Annotated in this window: 13 protein-coding genes; 6 read left to right on the forward strand and 7 right to left on the reverse strand. The window is 68.7% G+C overall.

The window, feature by feature from the left end; all coding sequences use genetic code 11:
- Positions 1-22 precede the first annotated feature (22 nt).
- Complete coding sequence (gene glgA, locus CCR79_RS06410; RefSeq protein ID WP_201169998.1) at positions 23-1,456, reverse strand: glycogen synthase GlgA; 1,434 nt, start codon at positions 1,454-1,456, stop codon at positions 23-25.
- Positions 1,453-3,642 carry a 1,4-alpha-glucan branching protein GlgB gene (gene glgB, locus CCR79_RS06415; protein ID WP_201170000.1) on the reverse strand — a complete coding sequence of 730 codons (2,190 nt, stop codon included), beginning with the start codon at positions 3,640-3,642 and terminating at the stop codon, positions 1,453-1,455. The genes glgA and glgB overlap by 4 nt, the downstream gene beginning before the upstream one ends.
- A gap of 126 nt (positions 3,643-3,768) precedes the next feature.
- Here glgB and glgC point away from each other — a divergent pair, with 126 nt between their 5' ends.
- The 3 genes from glgC to malQ are packed head-to-tail and all read left to right on the forward strand — an operon-like array spanning position 3,769 to position 8,247.
- On the forward strand, positions 3,769-5,034 hold the full coding sequence (gene glgC, locus CCR79_RS06420) for a glucose-1-phosphate adenylyltransferase (RefSeq protein WP_201170002.1): 1,266 nt from the start codon (positions 3,769-3,771) through the stop codon (positions 5,032-5,034).
- A 58-nt stretch (positions 5,035-5,092) separates the two neighbouring features.
- Complete coding sequence (locus tag CCR79_RS06425; protein WP_370641507.1) at positions 5,093-6,757, forward strand: glycoside hydrolase; 1,665 nt, start codon at positions 5,093-5,095, stop codon at positions 6,755-6,757.
- Positions 6,754-8,247 (forward strand): 4-alpha-glucanotransferase, encoded by a 1,494-nt coding sequence (malQ, locus tag CCR79_RS06430; RefSeq protein ID WP_201170006.1) that lies wholly within the window; start codon positions 6,754-6,756, stop codon positions 8,245-8,247. The genes CCR79_RS06425 and malQ overlap by 4 nt, the downstream gene beginning before the upstream one ends.
- Before the next feature lie 14 nt (positions 8,248-8,261).
- Here malQ and glgP read toward each other — a convergent pair whose 3' ends face one another.
- Positions 8,262-10,817 carry an alpha-glucan family phosphorylase gene (glgP, locus tag CCR79_RS06435; RefSeq protein WP_201170008.1) on the reverse strand — a complete coding sequence of 852 codons (2,556 nt, stop codon included), beginning with the start codon at positions 10,815-10,817 and terminating at the stop codon, positions 8,262-8,264.
- 137 nt (positions 10,818-10,954) lie between these two features.
- A complete protein-coding gene (locus CCR79_RS06440) occupies positions 10,955-11,164 on the reverse strand; it encodes a cold-shock protein (RefSeq protein ID WP_201170011.1) in 210 nt (69 codons plus the stop codon).
- Between the two features lie 224 nt (positions 11,165-11,388).
- Between CCR79_RS06440 and CCR79_RS06445 the strand changes: the two genes are divergently transcribed.
- The 3 genes from CCR79_RS06445 to CCR79_RS06455 all read left to right on the forward strand — a co-directional run bounded on the left by CCR79_RS06445 (position 11,389) and on the right by CCR79_RS06455 (position 12,885).
- Positions 11,389-11,757 carry a phasin family protein gene (locus CCR79_RS06445; protein WP_201170014.1) on the forward strand — a complete coding sequence of 123 codons (369 nt, stop codon included), beginning with the start codon at positions 11,389-11,391 and terminating at the stop codon, positions 11,755-11,757.
- 106 nt (positions 11,758-11,863) lie between these two features.
- A complete protein-coding gene (locus CCR79_RS06450) occupies positions 11,864-12,217 on the forward strand; it encodes a metalloregulator ArsR/SmtB family transcription factor (RefSeq protein WP_201170016.1) in 354 nt (117 codons plus the stop codon).
- Positions 12,214-12,885 carry an alpha/beta hydrolase gene (locus CCR79_RS06455; protein ID WP_201170019.1) on the forward strand — a complete coding sequence of 224 codons (672 nt, stop codon included), beginning with the start codon at positions 12,214-12,216 and terminating at the stop codon, positions 12,883-12,885. The genes CCR79_RS06450 and CCR79_RS06455 overlap by 4 nt, the downstream gene beginning before the upstream one ends.
- A 16-nt stretch (positions 12,886-12,901) precedes the next feature.
- Here CCR79_RS06455 and CCR79_RS06460 read toward each other — a convergent pair whose 3' ends face one another.
- From CCR79_RS06460 to CCR79_RS13945, 3 genes are all read right to left on the reverse strand, one after another.
- A complete protein-coding gene (locus CCR79_RS06460) occupies positions 12,902-13,288 on the reverse strand; it encodes a DUF3775 domain-containing protein (RefSeq protein ID WP_201170021.1) in 387 nt (128 codons plus the stop codon).
- A gap of 80 nt (positions 13,289-13,368) precedes the next feature.
- Positions 13,369-13,998, reverse strand: a complete 630-nt coding sequence (gene queE / locus CCR79_RS06465) for a 7-carboxy-7-deazaguanine synthase (protein WP_201170023.1) — start codon at positions 13,996-13,998, stop codon at positions 13,369-13,371.
- A gap of 3 nt (positions 13,999-14,001) precedes the next feature.
- The gene (locus CCR79_RS13945) at positions 14,002-14,994 is read right to left on the reverse strand and encodes a 6-carboxytetrahydropterin synthase (protein ID WP_201170025.1); all 993 of its coding nucleotides are present in this window, start codon (positions 14,992-14,994) and stop codon (positions 14,002-14,004) included.
- Positions 14,995-14,996: the final 2 nt, after the last annotated feature.

The raw sequence follows: 14,996 nt of genomic DNA on the forward strand, positions 1-14,996 counted from the left end.
CGCTGACCCGGCGGAGCGGTCGTCATCCCCGCTCTGCCCCCAGCTCGCGATACAGATCCCGATACGCCCGCGCCGAGGCCTCCCACGAGTAGCTCCCGGCCATGCCGCGGGCCTGGATGGCGTGCCAAGCCGACCGATCCCGCCAGTGCGCCAAGGCCCGCTCCACCGCCTCGGCCAGGGCGGCGCCCTCCGCCGCAGCCAGGTGGAAACCGTTACCGCTCTGGGGGTGGGCATCCACGTCCACGACCGTATCCGCCAGCCCGCCGGTGGGGTGGACCACCGGCGGCGTCCCGTAGCGCAGGGAGTAGAGCTGGTTGAGCCCGCACGGCTCAAAGCGCGAGGGCATCAGAAACAGATCACTGCCGGCCTCGATCTGGTGGGCGAGCGCCTCATCGTAGCCGATCACCACCCCGACCTGCCCCGGATATTGTTCGGCCGCGGCACGCAGCGCGGCCTCCAGCCTATGATCCCCCGAGCCGAGAAGGGCCAGCCGCGCGCCGCTGGCCAGCAGACGCGGCAACGCCGCCAGGATCAGGTCCACACCCTTTTGCTCCACCAGCCGACCGACGAAACCGAGCACGGGCCCGTCGCCCTCCGCCAGGCCAACGGCCCGTGCCACGGCTCCGCGATTGGCCCACCGGGCCGGGTCGTCCGGTTCGGCGTAGCGGGCGGCCAGATGGGGGTCACGCCCCGGGTCCCAGGTCTCGGTATCGATGCCGTTGACGATGCCGAACAGCCGGTCCCGCCGGTGGTGGAGGAGCCCCTCCAGCCCCCAGCCAAAGGCCGGGGTCTGGATCTCGCGAGCGTAGGTTGGGCTGACCGTCACCAGGGCGTCGGCGAAGACCAGCGAGCCCTTGATAAAGGCCAGCTGGCCGAAAAACTCCAACCCCTCGGGGTGCCAGAGCTCGGCTGGCAGCCCGAGCCGGGGATAGAGTTCCGCCGGAAAGAGCCCGCGGTAGGCCAGATTGTGGATACCGAACACGGTGGCCGGCCGCTCGCTGCGCTCGCGCAGGAACACCGGGGCCAACGCGGTCTGCCAGTCGTTGCCGTGGAGCACGTCGGCGCGCCAGTCCAGCAAATCCCCCGCTGCCAGAGCCGCAGCCACCTGCGACAGACGGCAGAACCGCCAATGATTGTCCGGCCAGGCATCGCCCCCAGCCGTGGCGTAGGGACCGCCGACGCGTGCGAACAGCGGCGGATCGTCGAGCAGCCAGACCCCAACCCCGGTGCCGGGCAGCCGCCCTTCAATCAGCGCCACATCCCCGTCGGCCCACGGCACCTGACGCCGGCGGACCGTGCCCTCCAGCTGCTCGGCGGCACCCGGATAGGCGGGCATCAACAGGTGTACGTCGCAATCGAGCTCAGCCAGCCCCCGGGTCAGGCCGAAAGCCACGTCGCCCAAGCCCCCGGTCTTGGCCAGCGGCCAAGCCTCGGCGGTGGCGAACAGGATCCTCACGCACCCTCCCCGACCAGCACCAGGCCGGCCAGCGGCGGCAGGGTCAGCACCACCGAATACGGGTGGCCGCTCCACGGCACCGGCTCGGCGATCACGCCACCGGCGTTGCCCACATCCGAGCCGCCGTAGAGGGCCGAATCGGTGTTCATCCGCTCCGCCCAGTACCCAGCGACCGGCACGCCCAGCCGATAGCCGTGGCGTGGCACCGGCGTGAAGTTGAGAACCACCATTGCCCGCTCGCCGGCGTCACCGCAGCGCAGGTAACTGAACACCGACTGCTCGGCGTCGTGGCAGTCCACCCAGGCGAAGCCCGCCTCGGAGAAGTCGTGCCGGTGCAGCGCCGGCTCGCCCCGGTAGAGCCCGTTGAGATCGCCGATCAGGCGCTGCACGCCGGCGTGGCGTGGATCGGATAGGGCCGCCCAGTCCACCGTAGAATCGGCATCCCATTCGCTGCGCTGGCCGATCTCGCAGCCCATGAACAGCAGCTTTTTGCCCGGATAGGTGAACTGGTAGGCGTAGAGCAGGCGCAGGTTGGCCAGGCGCTGCCAGTCGTCGCCGGGCATGCGGTCAAGCAGGCTGCCCTTGCCGTGGACCACCTCGTCATGACTGAACGGCAGGACGAAGTTCTCGGTGAAGGCGTAGAGCAGACCAAAGGTCAGCTGGTCGTGGTGGTAGCGGCGGTGGACGGGGTCCTCGCCGAGGTAGGTCAGGGTGTCGTGCATCCAGCCCATGTTCCACTTCATGGTGAACCCCAGCCCACCGAGGTAGGTCGGGCGCGTGACCTGCGGCCAAGAGGTGGACTCCTCCGCGATGATGCAGGTCCCAGGCTGCTCGCCGTGGGTAACGGTGTTGACCTCGCGCAGGAAGGCGATGGCCTCCAGGTTCTCGTTGCCGCCGTGGACGTTCGCCACCCAGTCACCGTCCTCGCGGGAGTAGTCCAGATAGAGCATGGAGGCCACTGCGTCGACGCGCAGCCCATCCAGATGGTAGGCCTCGAGCCAGTACACGGCGCTGGAGAGCAGGAAACTGCGCACCTCGTTGCGGCCGAAGTTGAAGATCAGCGTCCCCCAGTCGCGGTGCTCCCCCTGGCGGGGATCGGCGTGCTCGTAGAGCGGCGTACCGTCGAAGCGGGCCAGCGCCCAGGCGTCCCGCGGGAAGTGGGCGGGCACCCAGTCCAGGATCACTCCGATGCCGTGGCGGTGGCAGTAGTCAATGAAGTAGCGGAAATCATCCGGGCCGCCGAAGCGGCTGGTCGGGGCAAAGTAGCCGGTGGTCTGGTAGCCCCAAGAGTCGTCCAGCGGGTGCTCGGTGATCGGCAGCAGCTCGATGTGGGTAAACCCAGTGCGCTGGACGTACGCGACCAGCTCGTGGGCAAGGGTGCGGTAGTCGAGGAAACCGCCCTGCGCATCGCGCTGCCAGGAGCCAAGGTGGACCTCGTAGATCGACCAGGGCGCCTGCTGCCAGGCGCTGCCCTCCCGGCGCCGGCGCTCCATCCACTCGCCGTCCTCCCAGGCGTAGGCCTCCGGCGGCTCGACCACGGCGGCCGTTTCGGGCCTTTGCTGGTAACGCCGGGCACAGGGGTCGGTCTTGAGCATGGGGCCACAACCGCCGTGACCGCGTAACTCGAACTTGTACAACGCCCCCGGCTCCAGCCCGGGGATAAACAGCTCCCACACCCCGGCCTCGAGGCGCAACCGCATGGGGTGAAGACGCCCGTCCCAGCGGTTGAAGTCGCCCACCACGCTGACCCGCTCGGCGTTGGGCGCCCAGACGGCAAAGGCCACGCCCGCCACCCCCTCCACCGTGGTGCAGTGCGCGCCTAGAAAGCGCTGGGCGTGCCAGTGCCGCCCCTCGGCGTAGAGGTGCAGATCGAACTCGGAGAGCACCGGCGGGAAGCTGTAGGGGTCGTAGGTGCTGCGCCAGCTCCCGCCAGCGTCGCGCCAGCAGAAGACGTACGGCGCCTGCAGGGCGGCGGGCAGCGGCGCCTCGAAGAAGTCGGTACCCGCGATACGGGGCACCGCGGTGCCGTCCTTGAAGGTTACCTCCACGGCTTCCGGGTGGTAGATCCGCACCCGGCGCTCGGCGCCGTGGGGCCCGCCGAGGTAGGCGAAGGGGTCGGCGTGACGGCCCTCCGCGATACGCTGCCGGTCGTCACCCCCGGCATCCTTCTGAATGGATCGATTCACGCGCACACCCCGCTCGCCGGCTTCAATGGACCCTGCCGGAAGGGGCGCTGGCACGCAATACCCTGTCGATCGCCGGAAAAGCCGTCCATACTGCCCTTCAGGCCTCTGTCACCAGGAAGATCCGACGTGTTATCCCATCGCTCTCCCCGTTTCGTCAGCCGCCTGACCCGAGACACCCTGGCCCTGATCCTCGCCGGCGGCCGCGGCACGCGGCTGCGCGAGCTCACCCAGTGGCGTGCCAAACCGGCGGTTCCGTTCGGCGGCAAGTTCCGCATCATCGACTTCCCCCTGTCCAACTGCATTAATTCCGGCGTGCGGCGCATTGGCGTACTCACCCAGTACAAGGCCCACTCCCTGATCCGGCACATCCGTCAGGGCTGGAGCTCGCTGAGCAGCGACTTCGGCGAGTTCGTCGAACTGCTGCCAGCCCAGCAGCGCATCGCCGACTCCTGGTACCAAGGCACGGCCGATGCGGTTTATCAGAGCCTGGACATCGTCCGGCTGCACGATCCCGACTACGTCCTGATCCTCGCCGGCGACCACATCTACAAGATGGACTACGGGCCGCTGCTTGCCTACCACGTGGAGAGCGGCGCCGACGTCACCGTCAGTTGCCTCGAGGTCCCCATCGAGGAAGCCAGCGCCTTCGGCGTCATGGGCATCGATGACGACAGCCGGGTGGTTCGCTTCGACGAGAAGCCGGCCAGCCCCACCCCGATCCCCGGCCGCGACGACCGTGCGCTGGCCTCCATGGGGGTCTACGTCTTCAACCGGGACTTCCTCTTCCGAACCCTCGGGGCGGACGCCCGCAGCGGCTCGGAGCATGACTTCGGCAAGGACATCATCCCGCAGCTGATCGACCAGGCCCGAGTCATGGCCTACCCCTTCCGGGAGCCGACCACCGGGGACCAGGCGTACTGGCGGGACGTAGGAACCATCGACGCCTTCTGGCGGACCAACCTTGAGCTGATCGACGTCACCCCGGAGCTCAACCTCTATGACCGCAAGTGGCCGATCTGGACCTTCCAGGAGCAGCTGCCCCCGGCCAAGTTCGTCTTCGACGAGGAGGGCCGCCGCGGCACCGTAGTCGACTCCATGGTCTCCGGCGGGTGCATCATCTCCGGGGCGCGGCTACGGCGCTCGCTACTGTTCTCGTCGGTGATCGTCGATGAACGCACCCGGGTTGAGGACTCGGTGATCCTCCCCGAGGCCCATATCGAGCCCGACTGTCGGATCCGCAACGCGGTGATCGACAAGTACTGCCACATCCAGGCGGGGACCGTGATCGGCGAAGATCCCGAGGAGGACGCGCGGCGCTTTACGGTCAGCCCCAGCGGTGTTGTCCTCGTCACCCCGGAAATGCTCGGCCAGGAGATCCACGTTGTCTATTGATGCCAGCGACCCGAACGCGACAGAGACCCAGCCCGTGCGCGTGGTGCTGTGCTGGCACATGCACCAGCCGAGCTACCTCGACCCCGGCACCGGCGACTACCTACTACCTTGGACCTACCTGCACGGGATCAAGGACTACGCCGACATGGCCGCCCACCTCGAGGCCAACCCGGCGGCGCGCGCAGTGGTCAACTTCTCCCCGGTTCTCCTCGAGCAGCTGGAGGACTACAGCCGCCAGATCGCCGGCTTCCTGGAAAGCGGCGAACGGCTGCGCGACCCCCTGCTGCGCGCCCTGGCCATGCCCACCCTGCCGGTCAACGAGCACGAGCGGCGCCGCCTGGTCGAGCAGTGCCAGCGCATCAACCGCCAGCGGCTAGCGGACCCGTTCCCGGCATTCCGGCACCTGCTCGAGATCGCCGAGATGGTCAGCGCCCACCCGGCGAGCATGCGCTACCTCAGCGACGCCTTCTTGGTGGATCTGATCACCTGGTACCACCTGGGCTGGATGGGCGAGACCGTCCGCCGCGGCGAGCCGCGGGTCCAGCGGCTGATCGACCAGGGCAAGGGCTTTACCCTCCACGACCGACGCGAACTGCTCGGCGTAATCGGCGAGCTGCTCGCCGGCCTGCCCCACCGCTACCGCCACCTGGCCGAGACCGGGCGGGTCGAGCTGTCGATGACCCCCTATGGGCACCCCATCCTGCCACTGCTCCAGGATCTGCAGTGCGCCCGCGAGTCCTGGCCCGAGAGTTCCATGCCGGTGGTCGACCGCTATCCCGGCGGCGAGGACCGGGCGCGCTGGCACCTCGAGCAGGGCATACGGCGCTTTGAGCACACCTTCGGCCACCGTCCGCGGGGGTGCTGGCCGTCGGAGGGGGCGATCAGCCAGGCCACCCTGAGGCTACTGCAGGAGTTCGGATTCCGCTGGGCGGCCAGCGGCGGCGCGGTCCTGGACAACAGCCTCGGCCCGGAGGGCACCGGCAACGGCCAGTGGCACCGGGCCTACGCCCTCGACGCCGAGGGCGACAGCGGCGACGGAACCCGCTGCTTCTTCCGCGACGACGGGCTGTCCGACGCCATCGGCTTCGAGTTCTCCGACTGGCACGGCGACGACGCCGTCGCCAATCTAATCAGCCGCATGGAGGCCATCGCCGCCGGCTGCGAGGCACCGGAACAGACGGTCATCCCGATCATCATGGACGGCGAGAACGCCTGGGAGCACTACCCCGCCAACGGTTTCCATTTTCTCAACGGCTTGTATCAGCGGCTCGGCGATCACCCGGGACTGGTGCTGACCACCTTCGCCGAGGCGGCCGAGGAACTCGAGCCGCGCCCCCTGTCACGACTGGTGGCCGGCAGCTGGGTCTACGGCACCCTCTCCACCTGGATCGGCGAGGTGGACAAGGATCGGGCCTGGGAGCTGCTTGCCGAGGCCAAGCAGGCGTTCGATCAGCGTATCGGCGCGCTCGACGAAGCCGCCCGGGAACGCGCCGAGGCGCAGCTGGCCATCTGCGAGAGTTCGGACTGGTTCTGGTGGTTCGGCGACTACAACCCCGCCGACGTGATCCGCGACTTCGACCACCTCTATCGGATCCAACTCGCCGCGCTGTACCACGCCCTGGGCCAGGAGCCGCCGGAGCACCTGAGCCACGCCTTCGCGCGCCAGGGCCGGGGCTCGCCCGAGCGCGGCGGCGTGATGCGCCACGGACGCGCCGAGCCGTGAGCGGCGCGGAGCTGGCCGAGCGGCGCCGGGCTGGGGTGCTGGTTCACCTCAGCGCCCTGCCTGGGCCCGCAGGCAACGGCGACCTGGGGCAGCACGCCTACCGCTTCGTGGACTGGCTGGCGGCAAGCGGCTTCACCATCTGGCAGATGCTGCCGCTCGGCCCCACCCACGACGACCTCAGCCCCTACCAGGGGTTGTCGGTTCACGCGGGCGAGCCGTGCTACATCGACCTAAACGCACTGGCCGAGCGGGGGTGGCTGACGCCGGAGGAGCTTCACCCCCCAGAGACCGGAGACGATCCTGTCGCGCTGCGGGCCTGGCGCCGCTCCTGCCTGCACCGCGCCCACCAGCGGCTGCGCGAACAAGGTGACGCACCGACCGAGGCGCAGATCGACGCCTTCCGGCGCGAGCAGGGCCACTGGCTGGAGGACTACGCCCTCTACGCCGCCCTGCGCGAGGAGCACGGCGACGCGGCCTGGTGGACGTGGCCCGCCGCCGAGCGGGACCGCGAACCGGCGGCGCTGGAGGCAGCCACCCACCGGCTGGCCGGGCGGATCGACCGCCACATCTTTGAACAGTACCTCTTCTTCAGCCAGTGGCAGGCGTTGCGCGACTACGCCGCCGAGCGCGGTGTCCAGTTCTTCGGCGACGTCCCCATTTTCGTCGCCCACGACAGCGCCGATACCTGGGCCCACCGGCGGTACTTCCGACTCGACGACGAGGGGCATGCGGCCCTCGTCGCCGGCGTGCCACCGGACTATTTCTCCGCCGAGGGCCAGCGCTGGGGCAACCCGCTCTACGACTGGCAGCGCCTGCAGGGCGACGGCTTCGCGTGGTGGCTCGAGCGGCTGGCCACCCAGCTGGCCCTGTTCGACTTCGTGCGCATCGATCACTTCCGGGGGCTGAGCGCCTGCTGGGCGATCCCGGCCGAGGCGCCCACCGCCCGGGACGGATACTGGGAGGCAGCCCCCGGGGACGCCCTACTCGAGGCGGTGGAGGAGCGCTTCGGTCGGGTCCCGCTGGTGGCCGAGGATCTGGGCGTGATCACCGAGGACGTGGAGCGGCTCCGCGAGCGCTTCGCCCTGCCGGGGATGAAGGTGCTGCACTTCGCCTTCGACAGCGACGCCGCCAACCCCTACCTACCCCACCAGCACCACCGGCACTGCGTCGTCTACACCGGTACCCACGACAACGACACCACCCTGGGCTGGTACGCCGACCTACCGGAGGCGACGGCGCAGCGGCTCCACGCCTACCTGGGCCACCCCGGCGAACCGATGCCGTGGCCGCTGATCCGGGCAGCGCTGGCGTCGGTGGCAGGACTGGCCGTGATCCCGTTGCAGGATCTGCTGGCGCTGGGCGGCGAGCACCGCATGAACGTGCCCGGGGTTGCCGAGGGCAACTGGCGCTGGCGTTTTGAATGGGAGTGGCTGCCCGGCCCCCTGGCCGGGCAGCTGCGCGCCCTCAACGAACTCTACGGCCGGCTCTAGGCGGCGGTCGCCGCCTAGAGCCAGCGCATCCGCCCCAGCTCCAGCGGGTGACCGAGCAGCGGGTGGCTCGGGTACATGCAGATACGGAAGTACTGCAAGCCGTTGAGGCGGGGTTGAATGTCCAGGGAGAACAGCGGATCCCCGTCGTCATCACCGCCAGTGGGCGAGAACACGAAACGCTGGGTCTGGCCCGGATCCCGGGGGTGGGGCACCGGGCTGAAGCGGCACTCGACGGTGACATCATCGGCACCCAGCCCGTTGAGCTGCGCCTTCACCCGCAGACGCAGCGGCTCTCCGTGGCGCAGGGCGTCCGGGGCCTCGTCGATCAGCTCCAGGGCCGTCCCGTCCCAGCAGGCCCGCACATGCTCCTTCCAGGCGGCCAGACCAGCGGCGCCGGCCAACTCCTCGTCGGTCAGGCGCCGATGATGTCGGGCGGCCGGGCCATAGAGATCGCGCACATAGTCCATCACCATGCGCTGCGCATTGAACCGGGGCAGCGTACTGCGCATCGAGGCCTTGGACATCTGCACCCAGCCGGCCGAGTAGCCGCGCTCACCGCGATCGAAGTAGAGCGGCGCCACCTCACCGGCAAGGGTATCGAGCAGGTCGCGGGCCTCCTCGCCGTCACGGTACTCCGGATCGAAGCCCGGCGCGTGGGGGTAGATCGCCCAGCCGTTGTCCCCGGCGTAGCCCTCATCCCACCAGCCATCCAGAACCGAGAGATTGACCACCCCGTTGATGGCCGCCTTCTGACCGGAGGTGCCGCACGCCTCCAGGGGGTACTCCGGATTGTTCAGCCACACGTCGACACCGGTCACCAGCTTGCGCGCCAGCGCCATGTCGTAGTTCTCCAGCAGCAGAAGCCGCCCGATCAGATCGGGATCGAGGGTCAGCTCGTGGATCCGCCGAATCATCTCCTGGCCCTGCTCATCGTGCGGGTGGGCCTTGCCGGCGAAGATCAGGATCATCGGCCGCTCGGGATCGTTGAGCAGCTGCTTGAGACGCTCGAGGTCGCGGAAGATCAGCAGAGCGCGCTTGTAGGTGGCAAAGCGGCGGGCAAAACCGAGCACGAGGACATCGGCCTCGGGGTCGCGGATGAAGCGGGTCATGCGCCGGATCATCGCCTCGGCCATGCCGTTGCGCTTGCACCGCGCCTCGACCCGGGCACAGACGTCGCGGAGCATCTGCGACTTCAGGCTCTGGCGCATGCTCCAGTAGCGGTGATCGGGCAGCTCGTCGACCACGCTCCAGAACGCCTCGTTGCTCAGCTCGCTGCGCCAGGCCGGCCAGCGCTGATCGAAGAGATTGCCCCACTCCTGGGCCAGGAAGGTCGGCACGTGCACGCCGTTGGTGATGGCGTGGATGGGGTTCTCCTGAGCCGGCACATCAGGCCAGATGCGCGCCTCCATCTCCGAGGCCACGCGGCCGTGGATTCGGCTGACCCCGTTGTGGAAGCGCGATCCGCGCAGGGCCAGGCTGGTCATGTTGAAACCCGGCTGCTCAGCCCGCCCGTTGCCCAGCGCCAGCAGGGCATCGATATCGAGCCCGGAGTCCCCGAGCGCAGCCCCCAGGTATTCGCGGACCATCTCCGGATCGAAGATGTCGTGACCCGCCGCCACCGGCGTGTGCGTCGTAAACACCGAGCCCCCGGCGACGGCCTCCATCGCCGTGACGAAATCGACGCCGGCCGCCACCCACTCGCGGCAGCGCTCGACGAGCTGGAAGGCCGAGTGCCCCTCGTTCAAGTGCCAGACCGTCGGCGCCACGCCAAGCTTGCGCAGCGCCCGTACGCCCCCGATGCCGAGGCAGAGCTCCTGCTTGATGCGCATCTCGGTGCCGCCGCCGTAGAGCTGATAGGTGATCGAGCGATCCTCGGGGGTGTTCTCGGGCACATCGCTGTCGAGCATGTACAGACGCACGTGGCCGGCCCGCACCGACCAGATGCGCAGCTGCACCGATCGTCCGGGGAAGTCGACAGCCACCCGCAGCTCCTCGCCGTCACCATCCTGGCGTGGGTAGGCGGGCAGCTGCGCCACCTCGGTGGGCACGTAGTGCGCCACCTGGCGCCCTTCGTGATCGATGCTCTGGATGAAGTAGCCCTGGCGATAGAGCAACCCGACCGCGATCAGCGGCACGCGCAGATCGCTGGCCGCCTTGCAGTGGTCACCGGCGAGGATGCCGAGGCCGCCAGAGTAAAGGGGCAGGCTCTCGTGCAGGCCGAACTCGGCGCAGAAGTAGGCCACCAGGTCCTGGTCCGGATCCAGGTGCGGGGCAACCTCCGGCGACGTGTCCTGCTCCAGATAGGTGTCGTAGGCGGAAAGGGTCCGGTTGTAGTCTTCCAGGAAGGTCGGGTCCTCGGCGGCACGCTCTAACGCCTCCTGGGGAACCCGGCGCAGGAAAACCTTGGGGTTGTGGCCGCTGGCCTCCCAGCACTCGGGGTCAATCTGGTAGAACAGCCCCCGGACTCGCCGGTCCCAGGAATAGTAGAGGTCATCGTCCAGCTCGCGCAGGCGGGCGAGTGACGGCGGGAGGCAGGGGTGGACTTCCAGGGTGAAGACGCGTTCGGACATGGGTGGGGCAACTCCCTCTGTGGACCCCTCTGTTTAGCACATGTCGCCGGGGCGCACACGCACGTCCCACAACGAGAAAGGCCCGCCAGGGGCGGGCCTTTCTCTCAATGGCAGCTTACTGCCGCTCTGGCGGCGGTTTAAAGCGCTGCGACGTCCTCGGCCTGCAGGCCCTTGGGGCTGCGGGTCACGCTGAACTCGACCGCTTGACCCTCGTCCAGGGAGCGGAAACCGTCGCCCCGGATGGCACGGAAGTGGACGAACACGTCTTCACCCCCCTCGCGGCTGATGAAGCCGTAGCCCTTGGCGTTGTCGAACCACTTAACCGTACCTTGTTGACGCTCTGACATCTCAAACAACCTCTGTATTAATCATCGTGACGCGACCTCCATGAGGACCAGGGTCAGGTCTTGCTGTCGGTCGCACCCCATATATTGGCACAAGTTGGGGGCCTCGCAACCTGCCACCCACGAGTTTTTTTCAACCGATTTTGTTGCGACGCAACATGGCCGCTGCTATGCTGCATGGCAACAATCGAGACAAAGCCCGGAACGGCGCGAAAGGAGCGGTGGCAATGATGAACTACCAAGAGATGATCAAGCAGATGCAGACCCAGTTCGGGCCCTATGCCGAGCCCTTCCACGGTGTGAACAGCAAGATGCTCGAGCACTGGGAGAAGATGACCGATTACCAGCTGGACATGGCCCGGCGCTACACCGACGCCACCCTCGGCAACCTGCGCGAGGCAAGCGAGGTCCAGTCGCCGGAGCAGCTGCAGAACTACCTGCAGAAGAGCGTGGAGGCGGCCCGCGAGACCTCGGACAGCCTCGCCAAGGACGCCCGGACTCTGGCCCAGCTCAGCCAGGCGATGACCGAGGACCTGCAGCAGTCGGTCCGCGAGAGCACCAGTAGCCTGGCCGCGAAGACCACCAAGGCCGCGTGAGCGGACGCTAAGACGGCGCCACGCGCCGCCTCTGCCGGGCAGAGGCGGCGCGTGGCGCCATAGCTATTCGCTTGAACGAATACCGCGCGCCCCCTACCCTGAGCGCATGCCCCTGACGCCCGACCACCTGTTCCGACTCTTCGGCGACCCCACGCGGCTGCGTTGCCTGCTTCTGCTGCGCCGCGAGGGCTGGTTATGCGTCTGCGAGCTCACTGAAGCACTGGGCATTATTCAGCCCAAGATCTCCCGCCATCTGGCCATGCTCCGCGAGGCCGGGCTGGTCGAGTGTCGACGCCGCGGGCAATGGGTCCACTACCGCATCAGCCCCGAGCAGCCCCCGTGGGTGGCGCCGATCCTCGACGCCGCCGTCCAGGCCAGCGACGCCCTGGCCTGGCACCAGGAGGATCGTGAACGGCTGGAGCGTATGGCCAACCGAGTCACCACCAAGGATCAAGCATGAACGAGACCTCCCTGCTCGAGTGCGTGGAGAAGCGCACCGGCGAGAACGTTTCCGCCAGCATCATCTGGCTCCACGGCCTGGGCGCCGACGGCCACGATTTCGCGCCCATCGTCGATGAACTCCGCCAGAGCGCCGGTTACGGCGTGCGCTTGATCTTCCCCCACGCCCCGGTCCAGCCGGTCACGGTCAACGGCGGCATGTCCATGCCGGCGTGGTACGACATCCGGGGCCTTGGCGGCGGCGGCATCGATGAGGATACGCCGGGGCTCGAGCGAGCACGACTGCAGATCGAGGCGCTGATGCGCCGGGAGGTGGAACGCGGCACCCCCGCCGAGCGCCTGTTCCTCGCAGGCTTCTCGCAGGGCGCCGCCACCGCCCTCTACACGGCGCTCAACTCGTCAACCCCGCCGGCCGGGGTCATTGCGCTTTCGGGCTGGTTGCCGAGCGCCACGGAGACCGGCCACGACGGGGCACGGGCCCCGGTCTTCATGGCCCACGGGACGCAGGATCCGATCGTTCCCATCGAACTCGGCCGCCAGGCGGCTGCCGAGCTGGAGGCCGCAGGCCATCCCGTGGAGTGGCACGATTTCCCTATGGAGCACGCGGTCTGCATGCCCGAGATCCAGCGCCTGGACACCTGGCTATCGAACCGGCTCGGGCGGTCGTAGCCGGCCCGCGCGGCCTTCAGTCGTCACACTCGAAACCGAAGGCATCCAGTCCCTCTTCCAGGTAGTCGGCCGCCAGCGGCGTAGCGAGGATATAGTCAGCGGTCCGCGGGTTCCACGCCGACTTCGCCTCGCTGCGCGCCTCCGTCCACTCGCTGGCATCGAAATCGCCGCGTCCGATCCACATCAGCGCCACGACCTCGGCCTGCTCCGCCGGCTCCATGTCCTCGAAGGTGGCACGCAGCTCTTGCACGCTCAGGTCATCGGCGTGGTCGGCAAGGACCTGAAGCGCCCAGTCGTCCTCGGGGCCATCCGGCGAGTCGGGGATGACCACCGCCTCCTTAGCCTGGAACTCCCGGCACTTGCGGATGATAAAGCAGACAGTATCCAGACTGACCTCGAACATGACCTTTCCCCTCGCCAGAGGCGGACCTGAGGGTCCACGTTGCCTGGGTCCCCGGCCGAGCGCAAGCGGCGCCCCGAGGGCTACGGGATACCCAGGTCTTTGTGGATCTGCATGCTCAGCCACCACTGCGGGTGCGCACGGCAGTAGTCCAGTGCCGCACGGGTATGCGCATCGCGCTGGGCATCGTCCAAGGGCTGGAGATAGAAGTGGCGGAATGCCAGGTGGGCGTAGCGCTCCGGCTCTGCTCCGGGCTGCGGATAGATCAGCTTGAGTTCGTCACCGGCGGTGACCGCCAGCTCGGTCCCTGCTTTGGGGCTAACGCAAAGCCAGTCCACGCCCGGCGCCAGGGGCAAGGTGCCGTTGGTCTCCACGGCCACCTCAAACCCCCGGGCGTGCAGGGCTGCCAGCAGGTCCGCGTCGAGCTGTAACGCCGGTTCACCGCCGGTGCAAACGACATAGGGCGCGCCGCCGTCGGGCCACTGCGCCGCCACCGCCGCGGCCAGCTCCCCGGCGTCACCGAAACGCCCCCCGCCGGGACCGCCGGTACCCACGAACTCGGTATCGCAGAACCTGCAGACGGCCGTCGCTCGATCGGACTCCCGGCCGCTCCACAGGTTGCAGCCGGCAAAACGCACAAAGACAGCCGGCCGGCCGCTTCGCCCTCCTTCGCCCTGCAGGGTATAGAACAGACTGTGGACGGCGTAGCTCACGGCTCAATCCGGCCAGGCGATGGCCCCGACGCCGTCGCGCTCGTAGCAGTCCACGCGGTGGAGTTCCGGCAGCCGCTGGTGCGCGGAGCGCGCCACCCAGGCGGCCAGACTGGCCACGTCCCCGGCCTCGAGACCGGCGATCGCGTCCAGGCGCTGGTGGTCCAGCGCCTGGCGCACAGGCGCGAAGGCCGCCTTGACGTCGCCGTAGTCCAACGTCCAGCCGAGCACGCGGTCCAGCGGGGCAGTGACATGGACCCGCAGCCGATAGCCGTGCCCGTGCAACCGGCCGCGTCGATCTCCGGGCCCCGAAACGCAGGTGGCGGCCTCAAAACGCTGGGCCTTCCAGATGGTGTGCCGCTCGCCGTCGTAGGTGCAGCCAGAGTGCTCCGTCTCATGGACATGCAATCGGGTAAGCCCGGGGCAGCGGGGACGGAGCTGCTCCCAGAGCCAGACGGCAATGAGTTCACTGGTGGGGTTGTCCAGGAAGTCGTTCAGGCAGGCGCGGTCCAGGGCCTCGCCCAGCGGCGCCCACGCCGCCCCCAGCCCCTCAGCATCGGCGCCGGTGGCCTCGAGCACCACCAGGTACCCGTGCCCGTGCATGCGCCCGCACGGGTGGCCTTCGGGGACGTAGGGCAGCCGATGGGCCGCCTCGAACCGGAAGGCCCGCCACGCCCAGTCCACCTCACCGCGGCCGACGCCGCGATCCGGGGCACTGCGCAGCGCCAGCCGCCGCGGGGTCACGCCAGCGGTGCGCAAGCACCGGCCGAGCTCGTCGAGCAGCCGGTCGTCAGCGGGATCCTCGAGGCGCTCGTTGAGGAGCGTGTAGTCAAATGGCGCCGTCACGCGGGCGCACGCATCGGCCAGCGCGTCCGGATCGGCGGCACCACCATCGGGCGCCGCCCGCACACGCAGCCGGAAGGAGTGGCCGTGCCAGCCCCGGCCAACGCGTCGCGCGGCCTCGAAGGGCACCTCGGCGGTGTAGAGCAGGGATTCCATCC

This window comes from Halorhodospira halophila (assembly GCF_016653405.1).
GTDB classification, from domain to species: domain Bacteria; phylum Pseudomonadota; class Gammaproteobacteria; order Nitrococcales; family Halorhodospiraceae; genus Halorhodospira; species Halorhodospira halophila_A.